12 protein-coding genes and 1 pseudogene are annotated in these 19,908 nt (G+C 71.4%); 11 read left to right on the top strand and 2 right to left on the bottom strand.

Features of this window, described 5'->3' with window-relative positions; all coding sequences use genetic code 11:
* Positions 1-1,008: 1,008 nt before the first annotated feature.
* From ACFXPK_RS09890 to ACFXPK_RS09850, 9 genes are all read left to right on the top strand, one after another.
* On the top strand, positions 1,009-2,559 hold the full coding sequence (locus ACFXPK_RS09890) for an acyltransferase domain-containing protein (protein WP_385073593.1): 1,551 nt from the start codon (positions 1,009-1,011) through the stop codon (positions 2,557-2,559).
* Complete coding sequence (locus ACFXPK_RS09885) at positions 2,556-8,756, top strand: SDR family oxidoreductase (protein ID WP_385073590.1); 6,201 nt, start codon at positions 2,556-2,558, stop codon at positions 8,754-8,756. Before ACFXPK_RS09890 ends, ACFXPK_RS09885 begins: the two co-directional genes overlap by 4 nt.
* A 17-nt stretch (positions 8,757-8,773) precedes the next feature.
* Entirely contained in the window at positions 8,774-9,790 is a 1,017-nt protein-coding gene (locus tag ACFXPK_RS09880; protein ID WP_385073587.1) for a 3-oxoacyl-[acyl-carrier-protein] synthase III C-terminal domain-containing protein, read from the top strand.
* Between the two features lie 8 nt (positions 9,791-9,798).
* Positions 9,799-11,259: a cytochrome P450 gene (locus ACFXPK_RS09875; RefSeq protein ID WP_385073584.1), complete on the top strand. Its 1,461-nt coding sequence runs from the start codon at positions 9,799-9,801 to the stop codon at positions 11,257-11,259.
* Positions 11,260-11,263: 4 nt separating this feature from the next.
* Positions 11,264-12,373 carry a Rieske 2Fe-2S domain-containing protein gene (locus ACFXPK_RS09870; RefSeq protein ID WP_385073580.1) on the top strand — a complete coding sequence of 370 codons (1,110 nt, stop codon included), beginning with the start codon at positions 11,264-11,266 and terminating at the stop codon, positions 12,371-12,373.
* Positions 12,374-12,509: 136 nt separating this feature from the next.
* Positions 12,510-13,403, top strand: coding sequence for a 3-hydroxyacyl-CoA dehydrogenase family protein (locus tag ACFXPK_RS09865; RefSeq protein ID WP_385073578.1), 894 nt, complete (start codon positions 12,510-12,512; stop codon positions 13,401-13,403).
* The gene (locus ACFXPK_RS09860; protein WP_384997242.1) at positions 13,400-13,702 is read left to right on the top strand and encodes an acyl carrier protein; all 303 of its coding nucleotides are present in this window, start codon (positions 13,400-13,402) and stop codon (positions 13,700-13,702) included. The genes ACFXPK_RS09865 and ACFXPK_RS09860 overlap by 4 nt, the downstream gene beginning before the upstream one ends.
* Positions 13,695-14,801, top strand: a complete 1,107-nt coding sequence (locus ACFXPK_RS09855) for an acyl-CoA dehydrogenase family protein (protein WP_385073574.1) — start codon at positions 13,695-13,697, stop codon at positions 14,799-14,801. Before ACFXPK_RS09860 ends, ACFXPK_RS09855 begins: the two co-directional genes overlap by 8 nt.
* 69 nt (positions 14,802-14,870) lie before the next feature.
* The gene (locus ACFXPK_RS09850) at positions 14,871-15,989 is read left to right on the top strand and encodes an HAD-IIIC family phosphatase (protein WP_385073571.1); all 1,119 of its coding nucleotides are present in this window, start codon (positions 14,871-14,873) and stop codon (positions 15,987-15,989) included.
* A gap of 72 nt (positions 15,990-16,061) precedes the next feature.
* On the opposite strand, the gene ACFXPK_RS09845 is transcribed toward ACFXPK_RS09850, so the two are convergent.
* On the bottom strand, positions 16,062-16,724 hold the full coding sequence (locus ACFXPK_RS09845) for an O-methyltransferase (protein WP_385073568.1): 663 nt from the start codon (positions 16,722-16,724) through the stop codon (positions 16,062-16,064).
* 456 nt (positions 16,725-17,180) lie between these two features.
* Between ACFXPK_RS09845 and ACFXPK_RS09840 the strand changes: the two genes are divergently transcribed.
* Complete coding sequence (locus ACFXPK_RS09840; protein ID WP_385073565.1) at positions 17,181-18,215, top strand: MerR family transcriptional regulator; 1,035 nt, start codon at positions 17,181-17,183, stop codon at positions 18,213-18,215.
* Positions 18,216-18,298: 83 nt separating this feature from the next.
* Here the strand turns inward: ACFXPK_RS09840 and ACFXPK_RS09835 are convergent.
* Positions 18,299-18,736: pseudogene (locus ACFXPK_RS09835) on the bottom strand (IS630 family transposase); the annotation flags it as partial.
* A 437-nt stretch (positions 18,737-19,173) separates the two neighbouring features.
* On the opposite strand from ACFXPK_RS09835, the gene ACFXPK_RS09830 reads away from it, so the two are divergent.
* Positions 19,174-19,788 (top strand): hypothetical protein, encoded by a 615-nt coding sequence (locus ACFXPK_RS09830; protein WP_385073562.1) that lies wholly within the window; start codon positions 19,174-19,176, stop codon positions 19,786-19,788.
* Positions 19,789-19,908: the final 120 nt, after the last annotated feature.

Raw genomic sequence — 19,908 nt, 5'->3', positions numbered from 1 at the left:
CCGCGTGCGTCCAGTCGGCTATCCGCGCTACGGCGAGCAGCGGGCCGCCGCCCAGCAGCAGCGCGCCCACCGCGCCCGTGGAGCGAGGGTCCACCGCGCGGCCTCCCGGCTGTCGTGGACGGAGTCCAGCGGCGAGGGGCAGGGCGTCGGCGACGAGACCGCCGGGGCCTCCGGCCGCGGACGGGATGCTCACGGGGCTCCGCCGCGGAGTACGACGCCGAGTGGCCCGGGATCGTCGTCCGGCAGGTTTCTTCGCGGACCGGGACCTTCTCAACCCGTGCGTCGTCCCCACCCGGCGGTGGCGGCCCGGTCCCGACGGCGGGGCCGAACATTACCGACACCGAAGCGGCCTGCCGCACGGGAATCGCACGCACACCCTGACCGCGGCCCCGCCGCGACCGGTCCCCAAGGGGCTCGTTCTCGAATCGGACTGCAAAGGGGCGTCGAAGCAGCGACAAACAAATACCAAACAAACTCGGGTCCCCGTCGGCGAACCGGCGGGGATTCTTGTTGCCCGGGACTAAGCGTCTGATCTCGGCCAAGTCGGCTCGCGAAAATTAAATCGGAATTTCAGAGACATGACGTTTGAGGGGTCGTGTCCCATCGGATCAAAACGGGATACTGCGGGCATTGGCATCTCAAAAGGTCAACCCTCTCTAACATGATCACCCTGCCTGGCGCAAGAGCATAATTGCCGCCCACCGTTACATGATCGACAAATGCAGGACGCAATCGCTTTAGGCTGAAACTGGATCGTTGACCCCCCGGGAGACGCGCCGTTACCTTCGATAGCGACCCCCGTTCAGCAGGAAAAACCCTGTCCCGAATCGCACATTCACAGGAATGGCAATCAACGAGAGGCGGCCGGAGGCGCATTTCGCCGCGCCCGCCGCCTGGGCATGAAAATGCAAGGGGACGTATTTCGTCGCGCCGTCGTACGTGTTCCAGACCCCGGCTGGCTCTGCGAATCCGCCAGCAGTCGGGACAGAGATAAGGGAGATGCAAGTGGTGAATCTCGTCTTTGTCATGCCCGGTACGGTGGCCGCGCCACGCGGAGGAATCCTGTGCGATTTCTACAACCGCTACGAGACCGTGCGTGAAACACTGTCCCGCATCGACAAAGCGGCCCGGGAAATGGGGCTGCCCAACATCAGCGCACGGCTGATCGAGCCGAACGAGACGAGTGACCAGCGCGGCCCGGAGGTGCAGTATCTGGAGATCTTCGCGGTCAGCATCGCGACGCACCACATGCTCATCGCCGAAGGCGCCCGGCCTGTCGCGATCGTCGGGCAGAGCATCGGAGAGCTGTGGGCCCTGGCCGCCGCGGGTCACCTGTCCGTGGAGGACGCCGCGCGCCTGGCCGTGGCCCGGTCCCAGGTACTGACCCGGCAGAGCTGGGACGGAAAGATGCTCGCGGTCGGTGTGGACGGCCGCAGGGCGGAGTCGCTCGCCGGGCTGATCAACCATCCCCACCTGGTACTGGCCTGTGAGAACGCCCCTCGGCAGAGCGTCATCAGTGGCCCCGAAGCGCTGATCGAGCACGTGGAACGGGTGGCCGACGCACTCGGCTGGCCGAGTTTCCCCCTGGGCGTCCCGCATCCGACCCACTCCCCGGCGATGGCGCAGGCCGCGCGTGACCTGCGGGCGACCGCGCCCCGCGTGCCGTACGGTGCCGGGCGCTGGCGAGTGTGCTCCCCCTGGCTGGGGCGGGACATCGGCGACGACGACCCGGTCGACCTGGTCGCCGGCGCGCTCACCGCCCGCGTCCGGATGCTGCACACGATCCGCGACCTGCACGCGGCGGGCGCCGACACCTTCGTGGAGTGCGGGGAGTGGCCCGTCGTCACCAAGTTCGTCGAGGCGTCGGTCCCGGGCGTGCGGTGTGTCGTCCCGCTGAGCGAGAGCGATCCGGTCGAAGCCGTCCGTGCGCTGATCACCGAGTCCGCCGAAGGTGGACCGTTCCGTTCGCGCGTACCGGTGCCGTCGGGCAACGGACACGGTCCCGCCGCGCAGGTGAGTGAGTCCGTGCCGGCCGAGCCGACGCCGGTGCTCTCCGGCGCGGTTCCGCTGCCTCAGGCGGATGTGCTCGTCACGGCCGCCCCCGTGTCCTATGTGGCTCCCGTCGCCGCTCCGGTCCCCGTGGCCGCCGCGGCACCGGTCGCGGTCGCCCCCGTCGCCGTTGCCCCGGTCGCCGCCCCCGTTGCCGTCGCGGACGTTCCGGTGGCCGCCGCCCCCGTAGCCGTCGCAGATGCTCCGGTGGCCGCCGCCCCCGTCGCCACGCCCACGTCCGCCGGGCTGGACTACGAAACGGTGCTGGCCGAATTGCAGACGCTGTACGGCGACTTCCTCGGCTATCCGCCGGACCTCCTCGGTGAGGACGACGGTCTGGAGTCCGAGCTGGGTGTGGAGTCGCTCAAGCAGGTCGTCCTGCTCGGGCGGGTGTCCGACCGGTTCGACCTGCCCGGTCTGCGGTCGAACTCCTCCCTGCTGGCCGTCGGCACACTGCGCCGGATCGCGGAGACCGTCGTAGAGGCGCGGGCGGAGGCTGCCGGGCGATGACCTCCACAGACAGCCTGCGGGGCCGGGTCGCGCTGGTGACCGGAGCCGCGAAGAGCCTCGGCGCGGACATCGTCCGCCGCCTGGCACAGGGCGGCGCCCATGTGATCGTCAACTACTTCCACTCGGTCGAGCAGGCGGAGCTGCTGCGGGCCGAGCTGGAGCAGGCTGGTCATAGCTGCGAGTTCATCCGCGCCTCGGTGGCCAAGACCAGCGAGATCGACCGGATGTTCGACCTGGTCCAGGAGCGCCACGGTGGCCTGGACATCCTGATCAACAACGCCGCGGGTGGGGCGTTCCTGCCCTTGTTCGACATCGACGACACGTACTGGCAGCGGGCCTGGTCCACCAATGTGATGGGCGCGTACCACTGTTCGCGCCGGGCGGCCGAGCTGATGAAGGGCAGAGAGGGCGCGAGCATCCTCTGTCTCTCCAGCGTCGGGGCGCACCAGCCGGTTCCGGGGTACGGCCCCGGCGGGGTCACCAAGGCGGCGCTGGAGTCGCTGGTCCGCTATCTGGCGCTCGAACTGGTCGGCCAGGGCGTCCGGGTCAACACGGTGCTGCTGGGCTCCGTCGACAGCGAGATCGTCGTCAACCTCGACGACCCGGCGGCGGTGCACGTCGACCCGTCCGGGACCAGCGAGCTGATGCGCCGTACCCTCTCGACGCCGGACGCGGCCAAGTTGATCTGCCATCTCCTGCACGAGGACACCGGCTTCATCACCGGGCAGACCATCGTCGCCGACGGCGGCATCAGCATCGGCGGGATGCAGGGCATGCGACTGCACAGCAGGCTCGCGGACCAGGTGAGTGTGCCCGCTCGGGGCCGACCGGTCCCGTCGGACGCGGTGGCGACCACGCCGTCGCCCGAGGCGCACCGGCCCGCTCCCGAACGGCCGGCGTCCGCCGTTCCCGTACGTACACCGGAACCGTCCCCCGTGCCGGAGGCCGCCCCACCGACCCCAACGCCCCCACCGACCTCACCGCCGGCGGCATCCGCACCGACCTCACCGACCCCACCACCCCCGGCGGTATCCCCACCGCCCCCACACCCGGCACCATCCGCACCGGCGGCACCCGCGCCGACGCCGTCACCGGCGTCAGCGGCGCTCCCCACGTCGGACGAGGCGCCGCAGACGGACCCCGGCGCCGTCGCGGTGGTCGGTATCGGCCTGGCCCTGCCCGGCGCGAACAACACGTCCGAGTTCTGGGACCGGCTGCGGGAGGGCGTTCTGCTCTCCAGCGAACCGTCCGCCTTCGACCTGAAACACTTCTGGGCGCCCACCCGTGAGGAGACCGACGCCTTCTACGTCCGCGAGGCCGGGTATCTCCACGACTTCGTCCCCGACCCCGCCTCGATCGCCGAACCGCACGGGAACGCCGACCACCCCGGCTGGCCACGGACCACCCGCTGGCTGCGGCACTGCGCCGTCCAGGCCCTGGCGGGGGTGGGCCGGCGTCAGACGGACCGGTGGCTCGCGGCGACCACCGGCATCCACGACCAGACCGGGCTCGGCCCCCAGGGCGTCGTCCTGGGCGACGAGTACCGGCGCATGGTGCGCGAGGCCGTCCCCGCAGGTGAGGACGGTGACTGGCTGGCCGAGCTGGCCGACCACGCGATCAGCGCGCACTACGGCGGCGACGGCGGGGATCCGAAGGCGTATCTGCCCGCGTCCGTCTCCCGTGACGCGCTGCGCGGGCTGATCCCCGCCGGATCCCAGCACCTGACCCTCGACGCGGCCTGCGCCAGTGGACTGTTCGCGCTCGACGCGGCGGTCAAGGCGCTGCGCGAGGGCTCCTGCGACGTGGCGCTGGCCGGTGGGACCTCGGTGATCGAGCCGATCGGGTTCACGCTCTTCTGCCGCGCCCAGGGCATCTCGATGAGCGGCAGGGTACGCCCCTTCGACCAGGCGGCCGACGGGACCCTGATCGGCGAGGGCGCCATCATGCTCACCCTCAAGACGTACGAGCGGGCCGTGGCCGACGGCGACCGGGTACTCGGTGTCATCCGGGGCACCGGCCTCGCCGCCGACGGCCGGGGCAAGGGCATTCACGCTCCGGCCACACGTGGGCAGGAGCTGGCGATCGCCCGGGCCTGGGCCGACGCGGGCGTCGAGGCCGACGACGTGGACTGGGTCGTGGCACACGGCACCGGCACCCCGGTGGGCGACGAGATCGAACTGCGCTCGCTGCTCTCCCGGCTGGGGCCGCGCGAGCGGGCATGCCTGCTGACGTCGAACAAGCAGGTCTTCGGGCACACCGGTGTGCTCGCTGGCCTGGTCTCGGTCGCGCACGCGCTGGTCGCCCTGGAACGCGGAGCGGTTCCCGGTCAGCCCGTGGTCACCGATCCGCATCCGCTGCTGGGCGACGGCACGCATCTGACCGTTCCGGTCGAGGACGCGCCCTGGCCGGTGGACGACGCGCGACCGCGTGTGGTCGGGGTGTCGTCGTTCGGCCTCGGAGGAGCGGACGCGCACGTCGTCCTCTCCGACCGTGTGCCCCCGGCCGCCCCCGCGCGGAGGCGCGGCGGTGACGCCGCCACCGACACGGAGGACCTGGTCGTCGTGGGCTGGAACACCCACCTGCCCGGTCTGGACGCCGCCCGGGTACCCGCCTGGCTGGGCGGCGACGGACCGCTCCCGGAGCCCGGTTTCGGTACGCCGTATCCCCTGCCGTCCCCGCGTGACGTGCGCATCCCGCCACTGACGATGCGCCACATGGACGCCGCCCACCTCATGATGCTGGAGGCCCTCGGCCCGCTGCTGGACCAGCTCGGCGAACCGGGCACCGGCCTGCGGCCCAGCACCGCGGTGATGGTGGGGTCTTCGCTGCCGACCACGCACAACACCCAGGCCGCGCTGCGGGTGCACGCCCGCGAGGCCGCCACCACGTTCGACATCCTGCCCGACCCGGTGCAGGCGCGGACTCTGAGGGAGTACCTAGAGAAGGGGATGGCCGAGGCCAAGGGTGTGATCCCCGGCGACCTGAACGAGGACGACTTCACCGGCGCGGTCTCCTGCATCCTGTCGGGCCGGGCCGCCAACTACTACGACTTCCAGGCCATGGGAGCCAGCCTCTACTCCCAGCGGGACTCCACGCACACCGCTGTCGACCTGGCCCTGCGCCAGCTCCGGCACCGGGCCTGCGACCTTGCCCTCGTCGGAGCCGTATGCCTGCGGCCGATCAGCGGCTGGGACCGTTACCTCGACGGGCTGGTGCCGGAGGGCCGGTCCATCGCCGAGGGCGCCGCCGTGCTGGCGGTCACCCGGCGCTCCACCGCGCTGGAGCACGGCCTGCCCGTCCTGGGCACGCTCTCCACCGCGGTCGAGGGCGCCGATCCCGAGCCGGGCGCCACACCCGCGCACACCCTTTCCGCGCTGGCCGGCGCCGGGCACACCTATCTGTCGCTGGACGCGCTGCTGGCGGTCCTCAAGGGCGTCGTCACCGGCACGGACGCCGTGGTGACGCCCGCCGCCACCGGGTCACCACTGATCCGGTTCACGCCGCCCGCCGACGAGCCCCCCCACCGCTCCCCGGAGGCCGCCGTACGGACCGGGCCGGAGAAGGCCGTACGTACGGAAACGAGTCCCCCCGCACGGACCGGACCAGTAACCGGACCGGTGACCGGACCGATAACCGAACCGGTACCCGCCGCGCCCGGACGGACCGAGGAGTTCACCGGCCGGCGCCAGACCTTCCGGCTCGTCCCGACACCCCCGCCGGCGGGAGACCCGGCCACGCCGCCGATCCCGCCGGGCACCGTCGTCCTCACCGATGCCCCGGATCTCGCGGCGGCGGTCACCGGCCCGGACATCGCCGTCTGGTCACCCCGACCGGGCGTCGCGGCAGCCGACCACGTACCGGCCGAGGAGGCACCCGGCGCCCTGGCCGGCCTGCCGTTCATCCCCCGTCACATCCGAGTCCTGTCCCGGCTGCCCGTCCACGACGACGTGGGCGACGAGGCCGAGGCCAACCGGCTGGAAGACCTCCAGGACCTCACGTTCACCACACTCCAGGCCGCGCTGCCCGCGCTGCGCACCGGCGGCTCGCTCAGCGCGGTCCTGCTCGGTGCGGTGCCGGACGACCTGCCGCCCCCGCTGAGCGGCCTGTTCACCGGCCTCATCCGCTCCGTCCGGGCCGAGGTCCCGCAGTGCGGCGGGGTGGTCCTGCTCAGTGACGCGCCGGACGCCGCCACCGCCCTGGACCAACTGGCGCGGGCGGGCACGGCCCAGGTGCCGACGCACACGCTCGTCCACCGCGCGGACGGCTGGTCCACCCTGGCCGTCACGGACGACCACGCGCCACCGCCCCCGGCGGAAGAGCCCTCGCTGCGGCCCGGTGCGGTGGTGATCGCCTTCGGCGGCGCCCGGGGGATCACCCCCGAGCTCCTCCACGCCCTCGCCCGCACCAGCGAACGGCCGTATGTGTACGTCGTCGGCCGCACCCCGCTGCCGGACACCGGCGAAGCGCTGCCCCCGCAGGCCGAGTTCATCGCCGCCGAACGTCGCAGGCGCCCCGAAGCGTCGGTGCGTGAGCTGCGCGCCGCGTACGAGAAGGCCGAGGCGCGCCTGGAAGTGCGCCGCACGGTGGAACGGCTGGCGGAGCTGTGCGGCGAGGACCGCGTCCACCACCGGGTGTGCGACATCCTCGACGCCGAGCGCACCACCGCCGTCGTCTCCGAGGTCCTCGCCCGGCACGGACAGATCGACCTGCTCATCAACACCGTCCTCGACCTGCGTTCGCGTGCGCTGCACGCCAAGACACTGACCGATTTCCGGGCGGTCCGGACCACCAAGGCGACCGGCTACCGCAACCTCAAACGGGCCCTGGCCGGACATCCGCCCCGGATCTGGTGCAACTTCAGCACCCTGGCCACACTCGCCCCCGCGCCCGGCGACATCGACTACTGCGCCGTCAACGAGTACCTCGCGTACGCCAGCGCCCAGGCCCAGCGGCACGCACCGGACGGCCACCGGGAGGTCGCGGTCCTGTGGAGCGGCTGGCGGGAGGTCGGCGTCGCCAGCAGCGTCAGCATGCGCGAGACCCTCAAACGCAACCAGATGGACGCCTACATCAGCACCGCCCAGGGACAGGCGCAGTTCCTCTCCGCCGTGACCAGGCCACCCGCCGGCGGGGTGTCGTTCTTCATCCGGGAGGAAGAACGACACCTGCTCGCCCTGCGCGGTATCAGCACCTACGGTCGTGCCGCCGATCCGCGTGTCCCGGCCCCGGACGCGCCACCGCCCGCCACACCGGATCCGGCACTGACGACGCCACTGCTCGACGGCTTCCAGTACCGGGGCAAGGACTGGGCCGTTCTCACCAAGACCTGGGACCCCCTCACCCTGGCCGAGCAGGACGGCCGGTGGATGCGCCACCACCGGGTCAACGGCGAGTACACCCTGCCCGGCACCTTCACCCTCGAAGCGGCGGCAGGCGCCGCCGCGGCCCTCTGCCCCGGCCTCGTGGTCACCGGGTTCCGTGGCCTCTCCTGCCGGACATCGATCACGGTCAGGCTCGGCGGGCCGCTGCGCACCGTCGCGGTGGAGGCCCGGGTCACCCGTCGCGAGCGCGACCGCGCCGAGGTGTCCGTCAGGATGACGGCGCACCGGCTCGGCAAGAACGGCAAGGTGCTGCGCTTCAACGACCTGCTGTGCGAAACGAAGGTCCTGCTGGCGGACGGCTACCCCGCGCTCGCCGGCCCCCCCGACTGCTCCTCCTACGAACCCGAACCCGATTTCGCGATGCCGGTCTACTCTCCCGACCCGCCGATCTCGCTCACCGGCCCGTTCGCCGGCACCAGCGACTACGCCCGCGGGCCGGACGGGAACAGCGCCCGATTCGCCCTGGACCACGCCGCCTGGGCTCCGGCCCTGGCCGGGATGAGCGTGCCGACGATCCTGCTGGACGCGATGGTGCACCTGTTGCTGCTGCCGCCGCGCGGTGACAGCCCGCCCCTGGTCGGCCCGATGGCCGGCCTCGACGAGGTCGATCTCGGCGGACCGGGCAACGACTGCCGGCTCAGCGCGGAGAACCCGGCCATCCGGCTGCACTGCGACTACGCCACCGGCGATCTCACCGCCGCGACCGGTGACGGCCGGGTGCTGGCCCGGATCGCCGGGGTCACCGCACACCCTCTGGACCACAGCGGAGAGGTGATCAGGCCCCGCCCCCGCGTTCCCCAGTCGCCCCTTTCGTGACAGCCGAGGAGACAGCAGTGTTGTGGCAGGACATCACGATCGCCGGGACCGGAGCATGGGTACCCCCCATCAAACCCGAGCACGAGCCGCGGGGCGGGCCGGGCGCCCGGCAGCCCTCCGCCCTGGCGCTCAACGGATTCACCTCGGCCGCCGTCTCGAAGGACAGCACGGCGACACAGATGGCGGCCCGGGCCGGACTCAAGGCGCTGCGCCACGCGGACGTCGCCCCCGCCGACCTGAGTCTGCTCGTACACGCCGGCTTCCAGGACGGGGACCACTACACGCCCGCGGCCTATCTGACGCGCGTACTGGGCGGAAAGGACACCACCGCGATCGAGGTCGGCGCCGCCAGTGACGGCGGGGCCGCCGCGCTCGTCACCGCGGCCGAACACCTCACCGCCCGGCCGGCCGCGAAAGCCACGCTGGTCACGACCGGCGTCCGGTTCCCGAACGAACGATGGGGCTATGCGCGGGAGTTGGGCTATGTGGCCGGTGACGCGGGTGCCGCCGCCGTCCTCACCCGAGGGACGGGCCACGCCCGCCTGGTGGCGACCGCCCATGTCACCGAGCCGCAACTGGAGGCGCAGACCCGGGCCAGGCAGGGGTACACCGGTGCCGCCCGGCGGTTCCCCGTCGAGGAGACCGGGTTCATGCCCCACATCGGGGTGCTGCAACGGGCGACCCACCGCTGCATCGAAACCGTCCTCGAAGAGGCCGCCGTGAAACCGGCGGACGTCTCGCACGTGGTACCCATCGCGATCGGGTCGGTCGTCCTCGACCTCCTGCTCACCGGCTCGCCGCTCGGCCTGCGTTCCGACGACACCAGCTGGACCTACGGCCGGCATCTCGGCCACGCCGGCCCCTCCGACGTCCTGCTCGCCCTCGACAGGACGTTCCGCTCCGGCACCCTGCGGGCCGGGGACCGCGTCCTCGTCGTGAGTTTCGGGGTCGGCTTCCGCTGGACCACCGCGCTGATCGAGGTCACCCGCGACTCCGTCGCCGCGGTACCCGCCGGCCGAACACCAACGAATTGAGGCTGCCCATGACAGACACGAGTACGGCGACCGCGGCTTCCGTTCCGCTCGCTCCGAAGGCCCTGCCGCTGCTGGGCCACGCGCTGCCCCTGCTCCGCGATCCGCTGGCGTTCATCACCTCCCTGTCCGGGTACCGCGAGATGGTCCGCGTCCGGCTGGGCCCGAGTACCGCCGTGATGATCTGTGACCCGGCCCTGACCCGGCAGGTGTTCCTGAACGACCGGGTCTACGACAAGGGCGGCCCGATCTACGACCGGATCCGCGAAGTCATCGGCGACGGCCTGTCCACCTGCTCGTACACCCTGCACCGGCGGCAGCGGCGGCTGTGCCAGCCGTCGTTCCACCCCACCCGGATCGCGGGGTACGGGGCGGTGTTCGCCCGCGCCTCCGAGCTGAAGGCGAAGTCCTGGCGGGACGGCGATGTCCTCGACGTCACCCAGGAGATGATGACGCTGACGACGCGCGCCACCATGGAGACGATGTTCAGCGGCGCGCTGCCGGAGGAGACCATGCGGCGCGCCCTGGCCGACACCGCCACCATCGTGAGCGCCTTCTTCCGCCGGATGATGACGCCGGCCCTGCTGCGCCAGCTGCCGACCCGGCAGAAACGACGGTACGACCAGGCACGGCGCCGGCTCGCGGACACCATCGCGGAGATCATCGCCGAGCGGCGCGCCGATCCGACCGACCGCGCCGATCTGCTCTCCACGCTGGTCGGGGCGGTCGACGAGGAGAGCGAGGACGGCCAGAAGCAACTGAGCGACGCCGAACTGGCGGACGAGGCGCTCACGTTCTTCCTCGGCGGGATGGAGACCACGGCCATCACCCTGGCCTGGGCGCTGCACCTGCTCGCCACGAACCCGGACATCCAGCGGCGGCTCCAGGCCGAGACCGACAGCGTCCTGGCCGGCGGGCAGCTCGATGCCGCGCACCTGCCGTCGCTCGGCCTGGCCTCCCGGGTGGTGACCGAGACGCTGCGGCTGTACCCGCCCGCCTGGATGATGACCCGCACCCTCAGGCAGGACGCCGAACTCGGCGGCGTACAGCTCAAGAGCGGCAGCACCCTCGTGCTCAGCGCGTACCTCCTGCACCGCCGGTCCGACCTCTTCCCCGAGCCCGACCGGTTCGACCCCGACCGCTGGCTCGACGTCCAGCCCGACCGGGCCTCCTACATCCCGTTCGGCGCCGGCCCCCGCAAGTGCATCGGGGACCAGTTCGCCCTCGCCGAGGCCGTCCTGGCCCTGACCGCCATCGTCTCCCGCTGGGAGCTGACCCCGGCCGGCGAGCAGCCGTTCGAGCCCAAGGTGGAGACTAGTCTGAGTTCGCGCGGACTCACCCTGCGGCTCAGCGAGCGGCCGACGGACGGCGCCGGCGCCGGCGGGCTCCACACGGCCTCGCCGCAGTCCGCACCTGCCCAGCCGTCCACGGGGGCGGGCGCCTCCGCCTGCCCGATGCAGCACCAGGAGTGATGCCATGAAGCCTCACCTGAAGCCCCTAGTGAAGCAACTGCTCAGCTCCCGGGCCGTCGGCCTGCCCGGTGCGGCCCCGGCCGACACCCTGCACGCCCCCTCCCGTCCGTACCCGAACGGATGGTTCTGCCTGGCCTTCAGCGACGAGCTGCGACGCGGGTCCGTCACCACCCGTCCACTCGCGGGCACGGAGGTCGTCCTCTACCGGACGACCCGTGGTCTGCTGCGGGCCGTCCGGCCGCGGTGCCCGCATCTCGGGGCGCATCTCGGGGTCGGCGGATCGGTCGAGGGCGAGGACATCGTCTGCCCCTTCCACCGCTTCGCGTTCGACCCGGCCGGTGTCTGTGTACGTACCGGCTACGACAGGCCGCCGCCGAAGGCGTCACTGTCGCAGTACCCGGTGTGCGAGGTCAACGGCTCGATCTACGTGTGGTGGCACGCCCTCGGGGTGCCCCCGGAGTGGGACGTCCCCGCCCTGCCCATGGACGAGCGGCAGCCGTACAGCCACGACGCCTTCGACATCGCCGGTCACCCGCAGGACGTCATCGAGAACGCCTTCGACTGGGGGCATCTGCCCGCGCTGCACGGTCTCAAGGACCTGGAGATCGGGGGGTCCCCGGTGACCGGGGAACCGGTCAGCACCGTCACCGCGACCGCCCGCGGCACCATGATGCGCGGCACCCGCCAGTCCTACACGCTCACCGTGATCGGGCTGGGCACCATCGCGGCGAGGACGGTCCTGCCCGGGGGCGCGGGCAACCTGTACGTGATGCTCCACGCGACGGCGACCAGCCCGGGACGCATCCAGCTCCGGTTCGGTACGAAGCTGGAGCTGACCGGCATCCCCGGCGTGCCCGAGAGGATCGGGCGCGTGGCGGCGCTGCCCGCCGCCCGGCTCCTCAGCGCCGTTCTCCAGCGGGTGGCGAGTGTCGACACCGGCGCGGACCTGCTGATGTGGCACCACCAGGAGCACGTCGAGCACCCGAAGCTCGCCAAGGGCGACGGTCCGATCGGCCGATACCGGCAGTGGGCGCAGCAGTTCTACACGGAACCCACGGGCGCTCCCGTACCTCCGCTGTCCTCCCGGACCGAAGCGGGCCGTTCGGAGGAGTGACCACCGCCGGCGGCACCACGGGCGTGGCCGCGAGGGGTGGCGCTCAGCTCCTCCCGTGGTCGCCGCCGTCCGTGATCACCGTGTTTCGACAGAACCCGGAACCTCCCGGCCGGGCCGGGACCGAAAGAGGGACGACATGGCAACGCAGAGCGGTACGCCCGGCGCCGGGCAGCGACTGGCTGTGCTCGGAGCGGGGGTGATGGGGTCGGGCATCGCCGCACTGGCCGTCGGGCACGGGATCACCGTGTCGCTGATCGACCTGGACCGGCGCCGGCTGGACGAGGCACCGGCGAGGATCGCCCACCAGGTGCGGACGGCGCAGCTGATGGGCGCGCTGCCGGACGGGGTGGCCCCCGGCGCTCTCGTCACCGGCCCGTCGCTCGCCGAACTGGTGACGGCCGACGACGCGGCACCCACCGCGGTGATCGAGGCGGTCACCGAGGACCCCGACGCCAAGGCGAAGGTCCTCGCGGACGTGTCCGCCCTGGTCACGCCCGGCATCCCGATCATCTCGAACACGTCGGCGATCCCCATCGACGAGCTGGCCCGGGCGGCGGCACGGCCGGAGGACCTCATCGGCACCCACTTCATGAATCCGCCCTACCTGATCCGGACGGTCGAGGTCATCCGGGGTACGCGTACCGGCGAGGCGACCCTGGACGCGCTGCGGGCGCTGCTCGCCGCGCTACGCCGGGAGCCGATCGTGGTCGCCGACGCGCCGGGTTTCGTCACCAGCCGCATCCTGCACCCCATGATCAACGACGCGGTCCGGGTGGTGGCGGCCGGTACCGCCGACGCCGAGTCGGTCGACCGGCTCATGCAGGGATGCCTGGGACATCCGACGGGCCCGCTGCGCACCGCCGACCTCATCGGGCTGGACAACCTGGTCGACTCGCTGTGGGTGCTGCACAGCCGGACCGGTGACGAAGGGTGCCGCCCCTGCGACGTGCTGCTGGAGATGGTGCGGGCCGGCCACCTCGGCCGCAAGAGCGGTCGCGGCTTCTACGAGTACGAGGGAGAACAGACATGACCACGCCATCCGACCGTCCGGTGCCGGAACTCGTCGGCGACGCCGACACGGTCCAGACGGACCTGTTGCAGTTCCTGACCAAGCACACGGGGAGGGCCTGGGAGACCGACGCGGACGTCTTCGGCAACGGTGGGCTGTCCTCGATCTTCGCCATGGAGCTGGTGGTGCACCTGGAGAGGACGTACGGCATCGCCATTCGCGGCGCCGACCTGCGGATGGACAACTTCCGTACGGTGCGGCGGATGGGCACGCTGGTCGAACGGCTCCGGCAGCCGGCCCCCGGAGGCTCCGGTGCGTGACGCCGTCGCCGCGGCGGCCGCCGCGGTCACCGAGCTCGTCGGTGACCAGGCGTCGGGCTGGGACCGGGCGGGCCGGCTGCCCGAGGACGTGGTGCGGAAGCTCGGCGCGGCCGGGCAGCTCACCGCCCAGATTCCGGCGGAATACGGCGGACCCGGGTGGAGCAGCGCGGACAGCGGCGAGTTCACCGCCCACGTCGGCAGTCTGTGCAGCTCGCTGCGGAGCGTGATGACCTCGCAGGGCATGGCCGCGTGGACCGTCGAACGGCTCGGTGACCCGGAGCAGGCGGCGGAGCTGCTGCCACGGCTGACCTCGGGCGACACGGCGGCCGTGGCCTTCAGCGAACCGCAGGCGGGCAGCGACCTGTCGGCCGTCGGGACCACCGTCACCGTCGAGGGCGACACCCTGTCGCTCACCGGCCGCAAGAAGTGGGTGACCGCCGCCGAGTACGCCGATCTCTTCCTCGTCGTCGCCCGGATGGGCGAGGACGGGGCCGTCGTGGTGGTGCCCCGGAACGCCCCCGGGGTCCAGGTGCGGCCGGTGGCCGATCCGTTGGGCTGCCGGGCGGCGGGCCACGCGGAGGTGCTGCTCGACCACGTGCGGTTGCCGCTCACCAGCCTGCTGGGCGGCGGGCGGCAACCGCTGTCCCTGCTCGTGACGACGGCCCTGGCCTACGGCCGGATCTCCGTCGCGTGGGGGTGTGTCGGAATCCTCCGGGCCTGCGTGACGGCGACCGTCGGCCACGCCCGTTCCCGCGAGCAGTTCGGCCAGCCGCTGGGACGGCACCAGCTCGTCGCCCGGCACCTGGCCGACCTGTGGACCGCGGAACAGGTGGCCACCCGGGCCTGCGAGTACGCCAGCCGCTGCTGGGACGAGAACGCCCCCGACCTGGCCACCGCCGTCGTACTGGCGAAGTACGTCAGTGCCGGGCACGCGGCCAAGGGCGCCGCCGCCGCGGTCCAGGTGCTCGCGTCGGCCGGGGCGCAGGACGGTCACCTCGTCGCGCGGGCGTACCGCGACGCCAAGCTCATGGAGATCATCGAGGGCAGCAACGAGATGTGCCAGCTGATGCTGGCCGACCACGCCCTCAGCAGGCGGTGACCTCGCTCGTGGCCGCCGAACGTCATCACCAGGACGTCATCACAAGGACGTCATCACAAGGAGCCGAACATGAGCGACATCGCCCAGGCGGTCCTGCCCGTGACCGTGAAGTGCCTGGTCTGGGACCTCGACAACACGCTCTGGCAGGGCACGCTGCTGGAGGACGAGGACGTCGTCCTGTCCGAGGAGATCCGTGAGGTGATCGCCGGCCTGGACGCGCGGGGCATTCTGCAGTCGGTGTGCAGCCGCAACGACCACGAGGTCGCGTGGGCACGGCTGGAGGCCCTCGGAGTCGCCGGCTACTTCGTCGTCCCGGAGATCGGCTGGGGGCCCAAGTCGGACGCGGTACGGCGGATCACCGAGCAGCTGAACTTCGCTCCGGGCACCATCGCGTTCATCGATGATCAGCCGGCCGAGCGGGCCGAGGTGGCCTTCCACCTCCCCGAAGTGCGCTGCTACACGGCGCAGGACGCGGTGGCACTGCTCGGCCTGCCCGAGTTCAGCCCGAGGTCGGTGACCGTGGACGCGCGGCAGCGCCGGACGATGTACCAGGCGGGCTTCCGGCGCACGGACGAGCGTGAGCGGTTCGCCGGTTCGTCCGAGGACTTCCTCCGCTCGCTGGACATGGTGATGCGCATCGGGCGGGCCACGGAGGACGAGCTGTCGCGGGTCGAGGAGCTGACCCTGCGCACCAGCCAGATGAACGCGACCGGGGTGCACTACCCGGACGAGGCGCTGCGCGCACTCCTCGCCCGCCCCGGCCACGAGGTCCTGGTCACGACACTCACCGACCGCTTCGGGCCGCACGGCGCCGTGGGTGTGGTGCTGCTGGAGAAGCACCCCAGGGCGTGGCACCTCAAGCTGCTCGCCACCTCATGCCGTGTGGTGGCGTTCGGCGCCGGCACGGTCATTCTCAACTGGCTGGTCGACCAGGCCGCTCTGGCCGGTGTCCATCTGCTGGCGGACTTCCGCGCCACCGACCGTAATCGGGTGATGGAGATCGCCTACCGGTTCGCGGGCTTCGACGAGCAGCCCTGCGACTGCCGGAACGAAGTCGCGGAGAGTTTCGGCGAGGACGTCCTGTTGCTGCACCTCACCGCCGAGCGGCGGGACGCCCCGACGACGGTCCGGCTGATCGCTCCGGACCTCACCGACCGGGCACCGGCCGGCGAGGTCCGCCCGGACTGAGCACGGGAGGTGGCCGGATCGGGCCCGGCGGCCCGGTACCCGAATCCGGTCCGTCGGCCCGTCAGCCAGTGGTCACCGGCGGCGGACCAGCGTGATGCCGTCGGCCATCGGGAGCATGCACACATCGACCCGCCGGTCGTCCCGGATCGTGGCATTGACCTCGCGGACACCGACGGTGTCCGCGTCGTCGGCGAGAGGATCGATAACTCGGCCGAAGAAAAGCGTATTGTCCACCACGACCAGCCCGCCCGGCCGCACAAGCCGCAATGCCAGTTCGTAGTACCGGGGATAATTCGCTTTGTCGGCATCGATGAAAACGAGACCGAAGCTGTCGGAAAAACCGTCCTCGATCATCTTCTCAAGAATATCGGTCGCCGCGCCGATACGAAGCTCGATCCGTTCGGAAACGCCCGCCCGCCGCCAGTGGTCGACACCGATCTCCGGCCATCGCTCCGTGATGTCACAGGTGATCAATCGCCCGTGCGGCGGGAGCGCGCGGGCCATGCACAACGTGCTGTAGCCGGTGAAGGTGCCGAGCTCCAGCACGTCGGTGACGCCCGACGACGCGATCAGGAACGCGAGGAACTGCCCTTCCTCGGGCATGACCTGCATCGCTTCCCCACGGGGCAACTCTGCGGTCAGCTCTCGCAGATCCCGCAGAATATCGTCCTCCCTGAGGGAGAACTCCCTGACGTATTCCAGAAGCTTCGGTCCAGCTGCAAGCTGATTCGCCATATCGAGAACTGTAGATGATTCGCCACCGAAATTGAATAGCGCATTGCGGCACCGCCGAGAGCGGACGCCGACCCGGAGAGGCCGACCGCGACCTCCGTACCGGCCAGAACCCGGCCTCGGCCGTCCCGCTCGCCGGTGACGTCCTCAGGGCGCGCGGCCGGACGCCGCCTTCGGACTGATCCCACCCGGGGCGGGATGGCACGAGGGTGACCGCCGCTTGGCTCGAAGCGGCGGTCCTTCCGCACGCTCGTACCGGTCGGCACGACCACGGTCGGTCCCCTTCCTCCGTGGTCCGCTGCGGCTGAGCGGGCGAGTCCGCTCGACCGCCGGGATGCTCCGGGACCGCGACGAGCCCCGCGGCACAGCGGACCGACGCGGCAGTTCAGCCGTCGGTGCCCTGGAGGGGGCGAGGAGGTGGTTGACTCTCCAGCCGCTTGAGACTCCATAGTGGCCGGCATGGACGACGAGTTGTATGCGATCGGGGACGTGGCGCGCCGTACCGGGTTGAGCGTGAGCACCATCAGGTACTACGCCGATGCTGGGGTCATCGCCCCCAGCGGTCGCACGATCGCTGGTTACCGGCTCTACGACGTCGGTGCCATCGCCCGGCTGGAGCTCGTCCGCACCCTGCGGGAACTCGGCGCGGGTCTGGACGACATCCGGCGACTGCTGGCCGGGGAGATGACGTTGGGCGATCTGGCCACGGAGCATCTCGCGCTGGTCGATGGGCAGATGCGCCGTCTGCGGGCCCGCAGGGCCGTCCTGCGCACCATTGCCGAGCAGCACACCGCGACAGAACAGGTGGGTCTCATGCACAAGTTGGTCTCCATGTCCGACGACGACCGCGACCAGCTCATCGACGGGTTCTGGAACGAGATCAGCGACGGCCTCGACGTGCACCCCTCGTATGTCGAGCAGTTGCGTGCGTGGCGGCCGAAGCTGCCGGAGGAGCCCTCAGCCGAACAGCTCGAAGCCTGGATCGAACTGGCCGATCTGGTACGGGACAGGGAGTTCCGCCACTCGGTGCGCCGCTTCTTCCACGAGACCTTCTCCCTCAGCGCCAGGGCACGCCACGTGACGACGCCGGCCGTGCAGCGGAGGATCGAGACACACGCGAAGGTCCTCCAGGAGGCCGACGAGGCACAGAGGTTCGGGCTGGCCCCCGAGTCTCCGCAGGCCCAGGACATCGCCGCCCGCCTGCTGGCCTCGATCGCCGAGTTCGACGCCGAGATGAGCGTGGTGCCGATCGGGGAGCGGGCCAGGGAGCGGGACGATGCCGGAATACGGGAGCGGGTCCTCGCCACGGTTCGCACCGACCCGGGCGGCGAAGCCGTCGAGGACGCCGTGTCCGGCTTCCAGGACATGTTCCAGGGGCTGTTCGGCCGGTACGTGTCGCTGGTGTCCACGATCAACGGGACACCGCAGGTGGATCCGGAGGCTGAGGACGCAGCCTGGGAGTGGTTCACCGCTGCGGTCGCGGCGAGCCCTTGAGGGCAGGGGGCCGGGCGGACGGCGGCATCTGCAGATCCGCCGGGCAGATGACGCTCGGCTTCTCCACGACCCGGCTCCGGAACGGAGGCCACCTCTAGGGCCGCGAAGAGTGTGGTGATGCCGGCACGGACGTAGTCGTGGCTGCGGCGTTCGGGAACGCCGGGCATCATGGGCAGGACGGGCTGGGACCGGTCCAGGGCCTGGATCTGCGACTTCTCGTCCACAACGCCTTTGGGTCTTCTCCGGCGGATCGACCGGCGGATCGAGACAGAGGCCGACGATGTCGCGGACCTTGTCGATGAACAGCGGGTCGGTGGACAGCTTGAACGTCTGTGACCGGTACGGGGCCGGCGTGAACGCCTGCCAGATCCTCAAGACCGTCGACTGCGACACGCCCGTGGCCGCCGCCATCGACCTGGTCGACCAGTGGGTGGCGTTTTCGGCCTCTCCTCCGGCGTCTTGACGATCACCCGCTCGACGTCCGCATCGGTGATCTTCCGGGGAACACCGGGCCGCAGCTGTCGACCCCCTCCTCCCGAAGACGGCGCAGATGCGCCCGCACCTCCGCTTTGTTGGGACCGAGCACCACATCCCGCTCAATGACTTCTTGTCGGACACGCTCCAGGAGGCCTCCCGCGAACAGGGTGCTGTGTTCAGGCGGGTCATCGGTTCACGGTCGGCGACTCGAACGGCGTCGAGCTCTTGCCGGCGTTCGTCGAGATGGCGTGTGAGGTCCACGGCTTGTTGCTCAAGTACGGTGATGCGGTACTTGAGTTGCTCGACGTCGTCCGGTGCGCCCAGGTCGGACTGCCTCCAGGCTGTACGGCAGCACGGCCTGGTTCCGGATCGCCCGATCGCTACGCCTGCCACGGCGGGCCGACGTCCGGGGGTGGCAGAGCCCCCGGGCACCGGGCGCCGTATGGTTCGACTTCCCCCGCCATGTGAGAGGAACGATGCGATGCTGGGTTATTGGCTGGCGGTGGTCGGCCGGCTGGCCCTGCCCGCGCTGGCGACCGGCGCGGTGTGCGCGGCAGCGATGACCGCCGCGTTGGTGCTGGGCGACGGCACGCCCTGGAGTGGGGCCGCCCTCCAGGCCTTGGCCGCAGGCGCGGCGGGCGCCGTCGCTGTCGCCGTCGTGCTGTCCACCTCCACAGTGGTGAGCGCGGCTCGCACGGCTCGCCGGTACGGGCTCACGCTCGGCCCCGAAGCCGTGGTCCTGCCCTCCGTCCGTGAGGTGCGGATGCCCGCCATCGACGGCAGGACCGCGTTCCAGCTGACGGACAGTGTGCGGCACGCGGTTGAGAGGGACCCCGTCCTGCGGCTGGACGAGATCACCGCGTTCGGGCACGGGACTCTGGATCTGACCCTGCGCGGGCAGTCGGACACGGCGGTCTCCGTACAGGTCCGCGTCACGACCGGGCCGAAGGAGACGGCGGCTGTCGTGGAGGCACGTCCGGCGGCCACGTACAAGCGGCTGGAGGCGGCAACCTGCTGGGCCGTCGCCCGCGTCGTCGAGGAACGTGTCGAGCAGGCCCTGCGCGCCGAGGCCGCAGACGCCGGCGCCGCCCGCTGACGCCGGATAGCCCGCCCGGTCGAACGTCTCGATGGCGGCAACCTCGCTGAGTCATCCCTGGTCCTCTGCTTCCCTCCTCACATGCGACCGTTTCGCGGCGGCGGCGGTCCGGGCCCGGAC

This window comes from Streptomyces sp. NPDC059142 (assembly GCF_042755665.1).
Taxonomy (GTDB): domain Bacteria; phylum Actinomycetota; class Actinomycetes; order Streptomycetales; family Streptomycetaceae; genus Streptomyces.
The sequence above is the reverse complement of the archived record's forward strand: the minus strand, read 5'-3'. Positions and strand labels throughout refer to the sequence as shown.

Excerpts from the sequence above, each read along its gene's own strand:
- ACFXPK_RS09870 (WP_385073580.1), top strand. The coding sequence starts at position 11,264 with ATGAAGCCTCACCTGAAGCCCCTAGTGAAGCAACTGCTCAGCTCCCGG.
- ACFXPK_RS09845 (WP_385073568.1), bottom strand. The coding sequence starts at position 16,724 with ATGGCGAATCAGCTTGCAGCTGGACCGAAGCTTCTGGAATACGTCAGG.
- ACFXPK_RS09850 (WP_385073571.1), top strand. The coding sequence starts at position 14,871 with ATGAGCGACATCGCCCAGGCGGTCCTGCCCGTGACCGTGAAGTGCCTG.
- ACFXPK_RS09830 (WP_385073562.1), top strand. The coding sequence starts at position 19,174 with ATGCTGGGTTATTGGCTGGCGGTGGTCGGCCGGCTGGCCCTGCCCGCG.
- ACFXPK_RS09875 (WP_385073584.1), top strand. The coding sequence starts at position 9,799 with ATGACAGACACGAGTACGGCGACCGCGGCTTCCGTTCCGCTCGCTCCG.
- ACFXPK_RS09840 (WP_385073565.1), top strand. The coding sequence starts at position 17,181 with ATGGACGACGAGTTGTATGCGATCGGGGACGTGGCGCGCCGTACCGGG.
- ACFXPK_RS09860 (WP_384997242.1), top strand. The coding sequence starts at position 13,400 with ATGACCACGCCATCCGACCGTCCGGTGCCGGAACTCGTCGGCGACGCC.
- ACFXPK_RS09865 (WP_385073578.1), top strand. The coding sequence starts at position 12,510 with ATGGCAACGCAGAGCGGTACGCCCGGCGCCGGGCAGCGACTGGCTGTG.
- ACFXPK_RS09885 (WP_385073590.1), top strand. The coding sequence starts at position 2,556 with ATGACCTCCACAGACAGCCTGCGGGGCCGGGTCGCGCTGGTGACCGGA.